General features: G+C 73.7%; 11 protein-coding genes. 5 read left to right on the forward strand and 6 right to left on the reverse strand.

The window, feature by feature from the left end; genetic code table 11:
• Position 1: 1 nt before the first annotated feature.
• Genes mltG through EKG83_RS36135 form a run of 5 tightly spaced genes read right to left on the reverse strand, consistent with a single transcriptional unit; the run spans position 2 to position 5138 of the window.
• On the reverse strand, positions 2 to 1246 hold the full coding sequence (gene mltG, locus EKG83_RS36115; protein ID WP_033427853.1) for an endolytic transglycosylase MltG: 1245 nt from the start codon (positions 1244 to 1246) through the stop codon (positions 2 to 4).
• On the reverse strand, positions 1243 to 1755 hold the full coding sequence (gene ruvX / locus EKG83_RS36120; RefSeq protein ID WP_033427854.1) for a Holliday junction resolvase RuvX: 513 nt from the start codon (positions 1753 to 1755) through the stop codon (positions 1243 to 1245). Before ruvX ends, mltG begins: the two co-directional genes overlap by 4 nt.
• Positions 1752 to 4427: an alanine--tRNA ligase gene (gene alaS, locus EKG83_RS36125; RefSeq protein ID WP_033427855.1), complete on the reverse strand. Its 2676-nt coding sequence runs from the start codon at positions 4425 to 4427 to the stop codon at positions 1752 to 1754. Before alaS ends, ruvX begins: the two co-directional genes overlap by 4 nt.
• 55 nt (positions 4428 to 4482) lie before the next feature.
• Entirely contained in the window at positions 4483 to 4746 is a 264-nt protein-coding gene (locus tag EKG83_RS36130; RefSeq protein ID WP_033427856.1) for a hypothetical protein, read from the reverse strand.
• Positions 4743 to 5138, reverse strand: a complete 396-nt coding sequence (locus tag EKG83_RS36135) for a DUF948 domain-containing protein (protein WP_033427857.1) — start codon at positions 5136 to 5138, stop codon at positions 4743 to 4745. Before EKG83_RS36135 ends, EKG83_RS36130 begins: the two co-directional genes overlap by 4 nt.
• A 257-nt stretch (positions 5139 to 5395) precedes the next feature.
• On the opposite strand from EKG83_RS36135, the gene EKG83_RS36140 reads away from it, so the two are divergent.
• Genes EKG83_RS36140 through EKG83_RS36160 form a run of 5 tightly spaced genes read left to right on the forward strand, consistent with a single transcriptional unit; the run spans position 5396 to position 12017 of the window.
• On the forward strand, positions 5396 to 6790 hold the full coding sequence (locus tag EKG83_RS36140; RefSeq protein WP_228122344.1) for a pyridoxal phosphate-dependent decarboxylase family protein: 1395 nt from the start codon (positions 5396 to 5398) through the stop codon (positions 6788 to 6790).
• A complete protein-coding gene (locus tag EKG83_RS36145) occupies positions 6787 to 8430 on the forward strand; it encodes an IucA/IucC family protein (RefSeq protein ID WP_033427858.1) in 1644 nt (547 codons plus the stop codon). The genes EKG83_RS36140 and EKG83_RS36145 overlap by 4 nt, the downstream gene beginning before the upstream one ends.
• Entirely contained in the window at positions 8427 to 9002 is a 576-nt protein-coding gene (locus tag EKG83_RS36150; RefSeq protein ID WP_033427859.1) for a GNAT family N-acetyltransferase, read from the forward strand. The genes EKG83_RS36145 and EKG83_RS36150 overlap by 4 nt, the downstream gene beginning before the upstream one ends.
• Positions 8999 to 10270 carry a lysine N(6)-hydroxylase/L-ornithine N(5)-oxygenase family protein gene (locus EKG83_RS36155; protein ID WP_033427860.1) on the forward strand — a complete coding sequence of 424 codons (1272 nt, stop codon included), beginning with the start codon at positions 8999 to 9001 and terminating at the stop codon, positions 10268 to 10270. The genes EKG83_RS36150 and EKG83_RS36155 overlap by 4 nt, the downstream gene beginning before the upstream one ends.
• Positions 10263 to 12017, forward strand: a complete 1755-nt coding sequence (locus tag EKG83_RS36160; RefSeq protein WP_084715967.1) for an IucA/IucC family protein — start codon at positions 10263 to 10265, stop codon at positions 12015 to 12017. The genes EKG83_RS36155 and EKG83_RS36160 overlap by 8 nt, the downstream gene beginning before the upstream one ends.
• A gap of 4 nt (positions 12018 to 12021) precedes the next feature.
• Here the strand turns inward: EKG83_RS36160 and EKG83_RS36165 are convergent, their stop codons facing one another.
• Positions 12022 to 15024 carry an NACHT domain-containing protein gene (locus tag EKG83_RS36165; RefSeq protein WP_153278671.1) on the reverse strand — a complete coding sequence of 1001 codons (3003 nt, stop codon included), beginning with the start codon at positions 15022 to 15024 and terminating at the stop codon, positions 12022 to 12024.
• Positions 15025 to 15126 lie beyond the last annotated feature (102 nt).

Consider the following 15126-nt stretch of genomic DNA (forward strand, 5'->3'; position numbering starts at 1 on the left):
GTCAGAAGACGCCCCGTCGCTGCGCGTCGGCCACGTCCGCGTCGTGCTCCTCGAACGTGACGTTGAAGCACGACGTGCCGTCCGTCTCGCACTTCACGAAGTACCGCCAGGGCCCGTCCTCGGGGTTGATCGCGGCCTCCACGGCCTTGCGGTCGGGCGACCCGATCGGCGTCGGCGGCAGGCCCTTGGTCTCGGCGTTGTAGGTGTTGTACGGGCCGGACCTCGCGCGGTCCTCGGGGCTGGTGGTGATGATCGGGCGGTCCAGCTTGTAGTTGACCGTGGAGTCGAGTTCGAGCAGCTGCCCGGCGGCGAGCCGGTTGTAGATCACCCGGGCGACCTTGCCGAAGTCCTTGATCACGCCCTCCTTCTCGACCAGGGACGCCACGACCAGCACCTCGTAGGGCCGGAAGCCGGTCTTGCCGGTGCTGCCCGGGATGCCGTAGCCCTGGAGCCGGTTCAGCGAGGTGCCGATCACGCTCTTGAGCAGGCCGATGGCGTCGGCGCCGGGGTCGAGGTGGTACAGGCCGGGCAGGATGAGCCCTTCGAGCCGGTTCTCCTTCGGGGCCGCGCGGACGGCGTCGAGCGCCCACTCCGGGATGCCCAGCGCGACCGGGTCGGCGTTCTCCGCCGCGTTGCGCAGCTCCTCGACGGTCACGCACTTCTTGGCGCCGTCCAGCTCCACGCACGAGGCCGCGGACAGCCGGGACACGATGCCCGGGGTGATCTTGCCGTCCGGCGCGGTGACGTCGTGCAGCACGTAGCCGCCGCGGACCTCCAGCGGCGTGATCCTCGACTTGTCGTCGACCATCCGCGCGACCGCGGCCTTGCCGGACATCTTGGTCTTCATCAGGTAGAAGCCCGGCTGGATGCCGGTGACCCGCTGGTCCTCGGCGCCCGCCTCGGTGAACGCCCGCGGGCTGGCCACGACGTCGTTGTCCTTGAGCGTGGTGGCGATGGCCGAGACCAGGTCGCCGTCCTTGACCTCGACCACCACGTCGGTCTCGCCGGCGCCGCTGTAGTCGTCGTAGGAGCCGATGCCGCTCAGCGTCCGGTACCCGTAGTAGGCGCCGGCGCCGCCGCCCGCGAGGACCAGCGCCACCACGACCCACAGGATCGTGCGCTTGCGCCTGCGCTTGGCCCGGCGGGCCGCCGCGGCGGCCTTGCCGCCGCCGCCACCGCCACCTCCGCGGCGAGGCCGCTCGTCCTGCACGTCGGGATCGCTGAACAACCCGAGGTCGTCGCTCACGATCGGTCCTCCGCTCCGGGGGCCCGCCCCTCGGCGGAACGGGCCACGTGTCGCGCGCGCGCGTCCAGCCAGGACTGCAGGATCTCGACCGCGGCAGCCTGGTCCACGACGGCGCGTTGCTTCCTGCCTCGCACCCCCCGCTCGGCCAGCACGCGGCTCGCCGTGACGGTGGTCAGCCGCTCGTCGGTGAGCCGCACCGGCACCGGGGCGACGCGCTCGGCCAACGCCGCAGCGTACGCGGTCGCCTTCTCGGCCGCCGGCCCGTGCCTGCCGGCCAGCGTGCGGGGCAGGCCGACCACGACCTCGACCACGTCGTGCTCGGCGACGAGGCCGGCCAGCTCGGCGAGGTCCCGGCCCGCCTTCTCGTCCCGCGCCAGGGTGGCGAGGGGGGTCGCGAGGAACGCCCCCGGGTCGCTCATGGCCACGCCCACGCGCACCGCGCCGACGTCGACGCCCAGCCTCCGGCCGAGGCCGGGGTCGTCGACGCCGGGGCGGTCGGCGCCGGTCAAGGGCGCTGCTCGACGGCGCGGTCCACCTCGGCCCGCAGGGCCGCGACGGCCTCGGCCACGCCGGCCGGGTTCGTGCCGCCGCCCTGGGCGAGGTCGGGCTTGCCGCCGCCGCGGCCGCCCACAGCCGGGGCGAAGGCGGGCACCAGCTTGCCGGCGGCCAGGCCCAGGTCGCGGGCGGCGGCCGTGGTGGCCACCACGAAGCTGACCTTGTCGCCGTCGGGGGCGAACAGGCCGACCACGCCGGGCCGGTTGCCCAGCCGGTTGCGCACCTCGCCGGCCAGCGTCCGCACGTCGGCGGCGGCCGTGCCGCCGGGCAGGGCCAGCGCGACCAACGACACCCCGCGCACGTCCAGGGCCTGCTCGGCGAGCGAGCCGGCGGAGGACAGCAGCTGGGCGGCGCGCACCTTCTCCAGCTCCTTCTCGGCCGCGCGCAGCCGCTCCACCAGGGCCTCGACCCGGGCGGGCACCTCGGCGTCGGGCACCTTGAGCAGGGCGGCGACGTTCTGCACCAGGGCCCGCTCCTGGGCCAGGTACTTGAACGCCTCGATGCCGACGTAGGCTTCCAGGCGCCGCACGCCCGAGCCCACGGACGACTCGCCGATCACCGTGATGGGGCCGATCTGGGACGAGTGCTCGACGTGCGTGCCACCGCACAGCTCGCGCGACCACGGCCCGCCGATCTCGACCACGCGCACGGTCTCGTCGTAGGTCTCGCCGAACAGGGCGACCGCGCCCATCTCCTGGGCGCCGCCCATGTCGGTGTAGACCACGCGCACCGGCAGGTCCCGGCGGACGGCGAGGTTGGAGACCTCCTCGATCTCGCTGCGGGTCTCCTCCGACAGGCCGCCGGTCCAGGCGAAGTCCAGGCGCAGGTAGCCGGGCTTGTTGTAGGAACCGCTCTGCAGGGCCGACGGGCCGAGCACCTGGCGCAGGGCGGCGTGCACGACGTGCGTGCCGGAGTGGCCCTGGCGGGCGCCGACGCGCCACTCCGGGTCCACCCGGGCCTCGACCTGCTCGCCCTCGGCGACCTCGCCGGAGACCACGCGCACCTGGTGCACCCACAGCTTGCGGGCGATCTTCTGGACGTCGACGACCTCCAGCTCGGCGTTGGCGGTGACGATGGTGCCCGCGTCGCTCTCCTGGCCGCCGGACTCGGCGTAGAGGGGGGTGCGGTCGAGCACGACCTCGACGATGTCGCCCTCGCGGGCCGAGCGCACCCGCTTGCCGCCGCTGACGATGCCGCGCAGGGTGGCCTCGCTGGCCAGCTCGGTGTAGCCGGTGAACTCGGTGGCGCCCAGCTCCAGCAGCTCCCGGTACACGCTCTGGTCGCCGTGGCCGGTCTTCTTGCCGGCGGCGTCGGCCTTGGCGCGGGCGCGCTGCTCGGCCATGAGCCTGCGGAAGCCGTCCTCGTCCACGGTCAGGCCCGCCTCGGCGGCCATCTCCAGGGTGAGGTCGATCGGGAAGCCGTAGGTGTCGTGCAGCTGGAACGCCTTGTCGCCGGGCAGGGTGGCGCGGCCCTCGGACTTCACGGTGTCGGCGGCGCTCTCGAAGATCCGCGAGCCGGCGTCGAGGGTGCGCAGGAAGGTGTCCTCCTCGGCCTTGAGCACCTGCTCGATCCGGGCGAAGCCGCTGACCAGCTCGGGGTAGGTCGGGCCCATGGTGTCGCGCACCAGGCCGGCGAAGGTCACCAGCACCGGCTCGGTGACGCCCAGCAGGCGCGAGGAGCGCACGATGCGGCGCAGCAGGCGGCGCAGCACGTAGCCGCGGGCCTCGTTGCCGGGGGTGACGCCGTCGCCGACCAGCAGCACGCCGGAGCGGGCGTGGTCGGCGATGACGCGGAACCGCACGTCGTCGACCTCGTCGGCGCCGTACTTGCGCCCCGACAGCTCCTCGGCCTTGGCGATCACGGCGCGCACCAGGTCGGTCTCGTAGACGTTGTCCACGCCCTGGAGCAGCATGGCCACCCGCTCGACGCCCATGCCGGTGTCGATGTTCTTCTGGGGCAGCTCGCCGACGATCGGGTAGTCCTTCTTGGCCCCGCCCTCGCCGCGCACGTTCTGCATGAAGACGAGGTTCCAGATCTCCAGGTACCGGTCCTCGTCGACGACCGGGCCGCCCTCGCGGCCGTACTCCGGGCCGCGGTCGTAGTAGATCTCCGAGCACGGGCCGCACGGGCCGGGCACGCCCATGGACCAGAAGTTGTCCACGACGTCGCGCCGCTGGATGCGCTCGGGCGGCAGGCCGGCGACCTTCTGCCACAGGTCGGCGGCCTCGTCGTCGTCGAGGTAGACGGTCACCCAGATGCGCTCGGGGTCGAACCCGTAGCCGCCCTGGTCCTGCGGCTTGGTGACCAGCTCCCAGGCCAGCCGGATGGCGTCTTCCTTGAAGTAGTCGCCGAAGCTGAAGTTGCCGGCCATCTGGAAGAACGTCAGGTGGCGGGTGGTCTTGCCGACCTCGTCGATGTCCGGGGTGCGCACGCACTTCTGCACGCTGGTGGCGCGCCGGAACGGCGGCGGGGCCTCGCCGAGGAAGTACGGCTTGAACGGCACCATGCCGGCGTTGACGAACAGCAGGTTCGGGTCGTCGAGCAGCAGGGAGGCGCTCGGGACCACGGCGTGGCCGGCGCGCTCGAAGTGCTCGCGGAAGCGCTTGATGATCTCGTGGGTCTGCACGGTCCGTCCTTCGGGAGGTGTGGGTTCGAGGGCGTGGCGAGGCGGACGACCTACCTCAGTCGTCCGCCCTGCGCGCTCGCCGACCCGGCGTGAAGCCCGTCTGCCGCTCCACGGTGTCCTGCAGCTCGCGTTCCCGCTCCGACATGCCGGCGCGGACCTCCGCGCCGAACGAACCGATGGCCCCGGCCAGCTCGCGCAGGCCCTGGCCCACGTTCTCGCCGATGCCGGCGGGCGTGGCGGCGTGCGCGGCCTGGCCCGCCTTGCGGGTGGCGAACACGCCCGCGGCGATGCCGAGCCCGAACCAGAACAACCGCCTCATCGCCTGCCCCTGCGTCGTGCGTGCTTCTTGGGCGCCTCGTTGGCCGCGCGGCGCGCCCGGATGGCCTTGCTCACGCCGTAGGACAGGGCGGCCGCCTTGACCAGCGGGCCGCCGAGGGTGGCGGTGAACAGCGAGGTCAGCGCGGAGACGTTGCCGGTGACCGCGCGGGCGTTGGCGGTGATCCCGTCCACCCGCTCCAGCTGCGCGTTCACGTGCGTGATCGTCGTGTTCGCGCCGGTGAAGAGGGGGTCGCTGTTCTGGTGCGCCTTGCGGATGGCGATGGTCGCCTCGTCCAGCGTGCGGCCCAGCTTGATCAACGGGATCGCCAGCAGCAGCACAAGCAGCACGAACGCGCCGGCGGCGACCAGCGCGGCGATCTGCCCTGGCGACACGGATCCTCCTGGTGACTCGCGAAGGCGTGAGGTGGTGGCCAAGGTTACCGCGCCCGCTCCGGGGCCTCCGAACGAGATCGCGCCCGAGCCGTGCCACCAGGTGGGACGGTCGGGCCAAGAGCCCCCATTTGGCGTCGCCTCCCGGGGCGGGTTTGGCGGCTAGCGTGGAATTCGCGAGTGATCGTCACCCGGAGCTTGACAACCACCACGCGGAGTAGATGAGGTAAGGCTGTCCTTAGTCGATCGTCGGAGGTGTCGTGTTCGCTGCCAACCCCTCCGGACGACCGATCCCGGTGGGCGGGCCGCACGAGGTGCTGGCCGCCGCGGGGCGCGCGTTGGGCGAGGTCCCGGAGCACGGGATCGGCGCGGACGCCGCGCTGGACCGGGTGACCGCGGTGCTGGCCGACTACGGCGTGGACCTGACCAGCCCGCTGGCCGCCGCCCACCTGCAACCCCCGCCGCTGGCCGTGGCCGTCGCGGCGGACGCGCTGGCGGGCGCGAGCAACGCCTCCCTGGACACCTACGACTCCGGTCCGGCCGCCATCGCGGTGGAGCGCTGGGTGGTGGCCGCGCTCGCCCGGATGGCCGGGCTCGGCCCGGACGCCGACGGCGTGTTCACCCCCGGCGGCACGCTGTCCAACCTCACCGCCCTGCTGCTGGCCCGGGACGCGGCGGCGGCGCGGCTGGGCGTCGACGCGCGGGCCGACGGGGTGGCCGCACTACCCGATCCGGTGGTCTTCTGCTCCGAGGCCGCGCACTTCTCGGTGCAGCGGGCCTGCGCGGCGCTGGGCCTGGGCGAGCGCGCGGTGCGGCCGGTGTCGGTGGACGCGCACCGGCGGATGCGGCCCGAGGCGCTGGCCGCGATGCTGCGCGCGATCACGGGCGCGGGCGGCACGCCGGTGGCCGTGGTCGCCACCGCGGGCACCACCGACTTCGGGTCCGTCGACCCCCTGCCGGAGCTGGCCGCGCTCGCCCGCGCCCACGGCGCGTGGCTGCACGTGGACGCCGCCTACGGGTTCGGCGCGGTGTTCTCGGCCCGGCTGCGCGGCCTGGTCGACGGCCTGGCGCTGGCCGACTCGGTGACCGCGGACCTGCACAAGATCGGCTGGCAGCCCGCGGCGGCGAGCGTGCTGCTGGTGCGCTCGGCGGCCTCGTTCGCCCCGCTGGAGCGGTCGGTGGCCTACCTCAACCCCGAGGACGACCGGGCCGCGGGCTACGACGGCACGCTCGGCCGCACGCTGCAGACCACGCGCAGGCCGGACGCGGTGAAGGTGGCCGCGACGCTGCTCGCGCTGGGCCGGGCCGGGCTGGGCGAGCTGGTGGACCGCTGCCACGCCCTGGCCCGCCGCGCCGCCGCGCTGATCGCCGCCGACCCGGCGTTCGAGCTGGTCGGCCCGGTGGTGCTGACCACCGTGGTGTTCCGCTACCGGACCGCCGACGAGGCGCGGTCGGACGAGGTCAACGCCCGGCTGCGGCGCCGGCTGCTGGGCCGCGGCGAGGCGCTGATCGGCCGCACCGAGGTGGACAAGGCCACCTGCCTGAAGTTCACCCTGCTCAACCCCGAGGCCCGGGAGGCGGACCTGGTGGCGCTGCTCGCCCTGGTCCGCGAGGCCGGATCGGCCGCCGAACGACTGGTGGAGGGAGCGGCATGAGACCACCTGACCCGCTGGAGGGCGACCCGCGGTCGACCGCCGAGCACGCCCACCTGGAGGCGCTGCTGCGCTGCTGGGTGCGGGAGCTGGGCGTCCCGGTCGCCGACCGGGTGCGGATCGAGCTGCTGGGCCTGCCGCTGGAGGCCGAGGTCCGCTACCGCTCGCCGACCGGGCGGCACCGGTTCGGCCCGGTGACCCTGGCCGGGAAGCCCGCGGACCCGGTGCTGGCCGTCGCGCTGGCGGGCGCGCAGCTGGGCGGCGACGCGGCCGACCTGGTGGAGCGCACCGCCGAGTCGGTGCGGCGGGTGGCCGGGTTCGTCGCGCACCGCCGGGAGTGGCCGGTGGGGCCCGCGGACCGGTTCCTCGACTCCGAGCAGCGGCTGCTGCTCGGGCACCTGCACCACCCGGCGCCCAAGAGCCGCGACGGGCTGTCCGAGGCCGACAACGCCCGCTACTCCCCCGAGCTGCGCGGCTCGTTCCCGCTGTTCTGGTTCGCCGCGGCCGAGGAGGTCGTCTCGCACGGCGCGGTGGCCGGCCCCGGGGTGCCGGGGCTGATGGCGGAACTGGCCGGGCGCGACCCCGGGCCGGGGCGGGTGCTGGTGCCCGCGCACCCCTGGCAGGCGCACGACCTGCTGCACCGGCCGCGCATCGCGTCGCTGGTCGCGCGCGGGCTGCTGGAGCCGCTGGGCGAGTTCGGGCCCGCGTGGTCGCCGACGTCCAGCCTGCGCACGGTGTACCGGACGGGTGTGCCGGTGATGCTCAAGCTGTCGCTGGGCCTGCGGATCACCAACTCGCGGCGCGAGTCGACCGCCACCGAGCTGCGGCGCGGGTCCGAGGTCCACCTGCTGCTGGAGTCCGGGTACGCGGCCGGCACGGAGAAGGCCCACCCGGAGTTCTCCGTCGTGCGCGACCCGTCCTGGATCGCGGTGGACGAGGGCGGCGACGTGACCGGCCTGGACGTGGCCGTGCGCGAGGTGCCCGAGGGCATCGGCGACTCCCGGTGCCTGGCCGGGCTGGTCGCGCCCCGCCCCGGCATCGGGCGGTCGCTGCTGGGCGAGTTCGTGCTGCGGCTCGACGCCGCCCGGTGGGTCGCCGACTACACCGACCGCGTCCTGGTGCCCATGCTGCGGCTCTACGCCGAGACCGGCATCGGGCTGGAGGCCCACCAGCAGAACACGCTGGTGCGGCTCGACCCGGCCGGGCGCGTGGTCGGCGGGCGCTACCGCGACAACCAGGGCTACTACCTGGCCTCGTCCCACCTGCCGCGGGTGCTGGAGCGGCTGGGCTCGGAGGAGTCGACGCTGGCCGTGGTCGACGACGCGATCGTCGACGACCGGCTGACCTACTACCTGCTGCGCAACCAGGCGCTGGCCGTCATCGGCTGCCTCGGCGTGGAGGGCCTGGCCGACGAGCGGGACCTGCTGGCGGTCATGGCCGACCGGCTGCGGGCCGCGCTGCCCGCGCTGGCCGAGGCGGGCCCGGACGGCGACCGGCTGGCGCGGCGCTGGCTGGAGGCCGACGCGCTGCCGTGCAAGGCGAACCTGCTGACCAGGCTCGGCGGCATCGACGAGGTGCTGGCCCCGCTGGACGCGCAGTCGGTGTACTTCGACGCGCCCAACCCGCTGCGGGAGGGCAGGTGACCCACCTCGACGACCGCCGGGCCGCCGACGACCTGTCCGGCGTGCCCGGGCCGCCGCTGCCGGTGCTGCCCGGCCCCTGGCACGCGCGCGCCGTCGACCCGGAACGCGACCTGTCCCTGGTGCACCGCTGGATGGGGGCGCCGCACGTGGCCGCGTTCTGGCGCCAGGCGTGGCCGCGCGAGCGGTGGGCCGAGGAGCTGCGGACCCAGCTGTCCGGGGTGCACTCGCTGCCGGTGCTGGTCAGCCTGGACGACGACCCGGTGGTGTACCTGGAGGTGTACCGGGCGGCGCGGGACGTGGTCGCGGGCGTCTACCCGGCCCGGCCGCACGACCTGGGCCTGCACGTCGCGGTCGGCGAACTCGCCATGACCGACCGCGGCCTGGTGCGGTCGCTGCTGCCGGTGCTGACCGACGCGCTGTTCGCGGCCGACCCGCGGTGCACGCGGGTGGTGCTGGAGCCGGACGTGCGCAACCGGCGGGCGGTCAGCTCGTTCACCGCGGGCGGGTTCGCGCCGGTCGGCGAGGTGCTGCTGCCGGACAAGGTGGCGCTGCTGATGGTGCGCGCGCGATGACGGTCCACGACGTGGTGGCGATCGGCTGCGGGCCGTTCAACCTGGGGCTGGCGGCCCTGGCGTCGACCGTGCCGGACGTGGACGCGGTGGTGCTGGAGGCGCGGTCGGAGCTGCGCTGGCACAGCGGGGTGATGTTCCCCGACGCGACGCTGCAGGTGTCGTTCCTGGCGGACCTGGTCTCGCTGGTGGAGCCCGCGCACCCGCTGTCGTTCCTGAGCTACCTGCGCGACGCCGACCGGCTGTACCCGTTCTACGTGCGGGAGAGGTTCCACCCGACGCGGCGGGAGTACGAGGACTACCTGCGGTGGGCGGCGTCGCGGCTGCCCGTGCGGTTCTCCTCCCCGGTGGCGGCGGTGGCGTGGGCGGGCGACCGGTTCGCGGTGTCCGGGCCCGGGTTCTCGCTGGCCGCGCGGCACCTGGTGCTCGGGGTCGGGACCGTGCCGCACGTGCCGGGGTCGCTGGCGGGCCTCGGCGACCGGCTGGTGCACAGCTCGGACTACCTGCACCGGGACGTTTCCCACGAACGAGTGACCGTGGTCGGGTCGGGGCAGTCCGGCGCCGAGATCGTGCTGGACCTGCTGCGGCGCAACCTGGCCGACGGGCGGCCGGCCGTGTCGTGGCTGACCCGCACGCCCGTGTTCGCGCCGCTGGACTACACCAAGCTGGTGCTGGAGATGACCACGCCGTCGTACGTGCGGCACTTCCACTCGCTGCCGCAGGACAAGCGGGACGAGCTGCGGGCCGAGCACTGGCGGCACTACCGGGCGATCTCCTCGGAGACGCTGGAGGAGCTGCACGACCTGCTGTACCGGCGGGAGTGGGAGCACGGCCTGGCGCCGGTGGAGCTGCGGCCGGGGGTGGCCGTGGTGTCGTCGGCGGTCTCGGGGTCGGAGGTCGTGCTGACGTGCCGGCACCGGGACACCGGGCGGACGTTCCGGCACGTCGCGGACGTGGTGGTGGCCGCGACCGGGTACCGGCAGGCGCCGACGCCGTTCCTGGAGCCCCTGGAGCCGTTCGTGCGGCGTGACGACCGGGGCCGGTACGTGGTCGCGCTGGACCACTCGATCGCCCTGGACCCCGCGGTCGGCGGGCGGGTGTTCGTGGCCAACGCCGACCTGCACAGCCACGGCGTCGCGGCGCCCGACCTGGGCATCGGGGCGGTGCGCAACGCGACCATCCTCAACGCGGTGACCGGCCGCGAGGTGTACCGGCTGCCCAAGCACACCGCCTACACCAGCTTCACCGCACCGGGAGAGCACCTTGACTGACCTGTGGCGCGAGTGCTCGGCGGCGTTGCTGGCCAAGGCGATCGGCGAGCTGTGCTTCGAGGGGCTGCTGACGCCCTCCGGCTCCTCCGACGGGTACGAGCTGCGGTTCGACGACGCGGTCTACGCGTTCTCGGCGCGGCGCACCGCGTTCGGCGGGTGGGAGGTGCGGCCCGGGTCGGTGCGGCGCGGCGCGCCCGGCATCCTCGGCGACGACGTGGTCGAGGAGTGCGACGACGTGCAGCGGTTCGTGGTGGACGCCTTCCGGTCGCTGGGGGTCGACCCCGCCACCACCGCCGGGTTCCTGGCCGAGGTGACCGCGACGCTGGCCGCGGACGTGGCCCTGGCGGCGACCGCGCGGCCGGCCGCCGAGCTGGTCGGGTTGCCGCGGGCCGAGCTGGACGGGCACCTGACCGGGCACCCGTGGCTGATCGCGAACAAGGGGCGGGTCGGGTTCTCCGCCGACGACCTGGCGCGGCACGCGCCCGAGGCCCGGACCCCGGTGCGGCTGCCGTGGCTGGCGGTGCACCGGGGGCTGGCGGGGTTCCGGGGCACGCCGGAGCTGTCGGAGCTGGCGGTGCGGGAGCACGAGCTGGACCCGGCGACGGTCGAGCGGTTCACCGAGGTGCTGCGGGAGGCGGGCGTCGAGCCGTCGGCGTACGCGTGGCTGCCCGTGCACCCGTGGCAGCTCGACCACGTGGTGCGGACGCTGTGGGCGCCGGAGCTGGCGCTGGGGCGGATCGTCGAGCTGGGCGAGGCACCGGACTGGTACCTGCCGACCCAGTCGGTGCGCAGCATGTCGAACGTCGACAGCCCGGAGCGGTACCAGGTCAAGCTGCCGCTGCGCATCCTCAACACCTCGGTGTACCGGGGCATCCCGCCGCACTGCACGGAACACGCGCCGGTGGTCACGCAGTGGCTGCGCGGGTTGTGGGGTTCGGACAAGCTCGTCGCCGAGTGGGGGACGCAGCTGCTGGGCGAGGTCGCCTCGGTGACCGTCGAGCACCCGCAGCTGGCGCGGGCGGGCGGGGTGCCGTACCAGTGGCTGGAGACGCTGGGGTGCATCTGGCGCGAGCCGGTGGTGCTCGGGGAGGGCGAGCGGTCCTGGTCGCTGGCCGCGCTGCTGCACGTGGACCGCTCCGGCAGGCCGCTGGTGCTGGAGTACGTGGGCGACACCGATCCGGCGGTGTGGTTCGCGGCGCTGCTGCGGGCGCTGTTTCGACCGTTGGTGCACTTTTTGTACACGTACGGGATCACGTTCAACCCGCACGGGGAGAACGTGGTGGTGGTGACGGACGCGCGGAACGTGCCGGTCCGGGTGGCGCTGCTGGACCTGGTCGACGACGTGAACGTGTCGGTGGAGCGGGTCCCGGCGCGCGGGCTGGACCCGGACTCCGATGCGCCGGTGCTGCCGCGCAAGCCTTGGGCGGTGCTGCGGCAGTACGTCGTGGACGCGCTGCTGGTGGGGGTCTTCCGGCCGCTGGCGTCGGTGTACCCGCTGGCGCCCGAGCGGTTCTGGGGGATGGTGCGCGGGGAGGTGGAGTCCTACCGGGCGCGGTTCCCCGCGGTGGCGGGGCGGATGGAGGAGGGGTCGCTGACCTGCGCCGAGTTCCTGCGGTACCCGCTGAACGGCTACCGGATCACGCTGGGGTACCGGGACCTGGCGGCGCGGCCGCCGGTGCCGAAGACGGGGACGGTGCCGAACCCGCTGCACGACGTGGCGCCGGTGCCGCCGCCCGACGGGTGGTGAGGGGTCAGATCGGCAGGTCTTCGACCCGGCCGTCGGGGAACAGGCGGAAGCGGCCCCGGCGGCAGATGGCGTGGAGGGCTTGGAACCCCTGCCTGGACACCCACCGCCCCTGCCCGGCTGATGCACGCCAGACCCACCGCGCGGACCTCGCATCACGGGCGACCCTGCCCAGGTTGCGGAAGACCTCCACCACGACATGCGGTTTGATCAACCGCGTGTCGTGGGCCTCCAGCGCCCCGACCGCGGCGGGGACCGTCGTCGGCGTGATCGCGGCGCTCCAGTCCGGCACCGAGTACAGCACCTCCGCATCGGCGGACGCCATGTCGAGGATCTTCCGGCACAGGGCGTCCTCTCCGAACACGGCTGCGGCCTGGATCACGATGGACAGGTTGTAGGCGCTGGACGACTGGCCGCGCACTTCCTGCTCCAGGAGGTCCAGCAGGTGCGGGAACACCGACTTGTCCCCGACGGAGTGCAAGGCTTGGCAGATCCAGGTCCACAGTTCCCGGGGGCCGAGCAAGCGGCTGTTGCCCAAGTCAGCGACCACCACCACCGGTGGGACGATCGCCCTGCGGATCGCGTCGACCAGGTCCGGGGCGAACCGGGCTTCGCCCCGGAGGGTGAGCGCGGTTGCCAGGGCGATCCGCGTCCGTTCGTCGACGTCGGCTCGTTCGTACAACCGCTCGAAGACCTCCCGCGGCACCACCTCGCGGTCCAGCGACCGCACGCACCACCACTTCGCGCTCCAGTGGACGTCTGCCCGGGTCAGCACATCGGGCGCCGATTCGGCGGAGACCGTCACCACGGGATTGCCCGTCAACAAGGTCATCGCCCCAGCGAGCCGTTCGACCTCGTCGCGGGGCACGGGCACCGCGGACCAGTCGCCGATCGCGGCGATGTCGGTGGCAGCGATGCCCCTCAACCCGACGCTCTCCGCTTCCTGGAAGATCTTCACCAGGGGTGCCACCGAGGTGATCCGGCCCGCGTCGGAAGCCGCTTTGAGCGCTGCCCCTACCACCTCCTCCCCGTGGCGCCCGATGCCTTCCGCGAGCAACCGGTCGACGTCCCGCCTGGCCCGTTCATCGGACGACCCGCAGTACGCGAGTACCACCGCGGCCCGCACCTCCTGCGGCACCCCGAGGTCGAAGAGCAGGTCTCGGGCCGCGGCGGTCGAATCCGAGGTGCCGATGCCGACCAACGCCGCCGCGGCGCGTTCCCGGTGGAACGGGGACGGTGCTTTGACCAGGGCGTTCCGCACCTCGGCGATGATCTCCGCGCGCAACGACGCGTCCTCGATCCGGGGCGTGCCCACCAGGCACTGGGCCGCCAGCACGAGATCGCCCCGGAGCACGTCGTCCTCGCGCCGCCTCCTCCCCCGCCACCCCAGGACCTCCCGCAGCAGCCCGGTGGCGTCCGGCAACAACCCCGCCTGGAGGACCAGCACCTCCTCCCACCACGGGTCGTGGCGGTGGCGGACCACGTGGTCGACGCAGTCACCACCCCGGGCCGCCGCCGACACCGCCGCGAAGTACTCCTGCACGGTCAGGTGCAGGAACCCGTACCAGCCGTGCGCCTGCTCCTTCAGCAGCCCGTACTGGGCGGCGATCTCCGCGAGGATCGCCTCGTTCTCCCCCGCCGGGATGCCGATCGTCGGCAGGTAGTCGGCGATGACGCCCAGCAGCTCCGCCTCGGGGAAGTACCGCTTGCCCATGAGGTGGAACCGCCACGCCACCTCCTGCAGCAGGTCGCGCTTGCGGTCGGTGGTGAACTTGCCGAACCGCCGGATGCCCCGGTGCGCGTCCCACTCGCGCAGCATCACCTCGGCGCACCGGTTGTACAGCTCCGCCCGCCGCTCCGGCAGCTCCAGCTCGCGCTCGAACACGATCGCGATCAGCGACAGCACCAGCGGGTTCGTGGCCAGGGCCTGCATGCGCAGGTTCTCCGACAACGCCTGCTTCAACTGCCTGCCCCGCACGGGCTGGTCCTTGAACCAGTTGTCGACGAACTGGCCGATGTGCTCCCAGGTGAAGTCGACGACCTCCAGCGTGGTGAACGAGCTGAGCGCCGGTCGCCACCCCGCGCGCCGGCACGTCACCGCGATCAGCAGGTTCGGGTGGCGGACCGCGATGCGGTCGACGTCGTCCACGATCCGGTCATACTCGGCCGCGGCGGCCTCGGCGGTGGCACCGCCCAGCACCTCGTCGAGGCCGTCGAGCAGCAGGGCGGCCCCGCCCCTGGTGAACGACTCGTCCAGGAACCGCGCGGCGCCGTCGAAGCGGTAGTCCTCGGCCAGCACGTGCTCGACGTAGCTCATCAGGTCGGCCACGCCGCTGTCGACGAACTTGCGCAGCTCCACGTACACCGGTGGCTCGGCGCCGTGCCGGGCCTCGCGCAGCGCCAGGTGCCGGAGCATGGTCGTCTTGCCCGAACCCGGGTCGCCGAGCACCACGATTCGCTGGTGCCGCCGCAGCGCCTCGTCCGGGTGCACGGTCGAGATCGGTTGTCGCTCGGGCGCCGGCCCGAGCAGGTGGTCCCCGGGGTCGTCCTCGGCGAGCCGCCGCACCTCGCGCTCACGGGCGAACCGCCCCGGCTGCTCCCGCACCGCGAGCTGGACGTAGACCTCCTCCAGGTCCAGCGGACGGCTCATGTCGAGGATCTTCACCGACTTGAGCTGCCTGGCCAGCGTCTTCCGGTACTCCCGGGCCAGTTCGGCGTCGGTCGTGGACTCGCGCCGGGCGGTGCGGACCCGGTCCCGCTCGCTCCGGCGGGCCTGCTCGATCTCGCGGGCGCGTTCGGCCTTCGCCGCCTGCTCCGCCTGCTCGCGCTCCCCTTCCCGGGTCAGCGCGAGCTTCTCCTTCTCCCACGCCAGCACATCGCGCTGGTGCTGGAGCTTCTCCTGTTCCAGCTGCTTGGTGGCCGCCTGTGTCCGCCGCCATTGGTAGAACCCCAGAACTGCGGATAACAGTGCGATGCCGGCGGGAACGGCGATGGGAAGAATTCCGGACACGCGCCACCTCCGGGAAGAACCGGAACGGCAGTTTAGTGAGCGCACCGGGCCGCCAGGTCGACCGCCTCGCCCGGTATCCCCGACCGGACGAGGCGGCCGGAG

Origin of the sequence: Saccharothrix syringae (assembly GCF_009498035.1) — a bacterium.
Lineage (GTDB): Bacteria > Actinomycetota > Actinomycetes > Mycobacteriales > Pseudonocardiaceae > Actinosynnema > Actinosynnema syringae.

Excerpts from the sequence above, each read along its gene's own strand:
- EKG83_RS36155 (WP_033427860.1), top strand. The coding sequence starts at position 8,999 with ATGACGGTCCACGACGTGGTGGCGATCGGCTGCGGGCCGTTCAACCTG.
- EKG83_RS36145 (WP_033427858.1), top strand. The coding sequence starts at position 6,787 with ATGAGACCACCTGACCCGCTGGAGGGCGACCCGCGGTCGACCGCCGAG.
- EKG83_RS36130 (WP_033427856.1), bottom strand. The coding sequence starts at position 4,746 with ATGAGGCGGTTGTTCTGGTTCGGGCTCGGCATCGCCGCGGGCGTGTTC.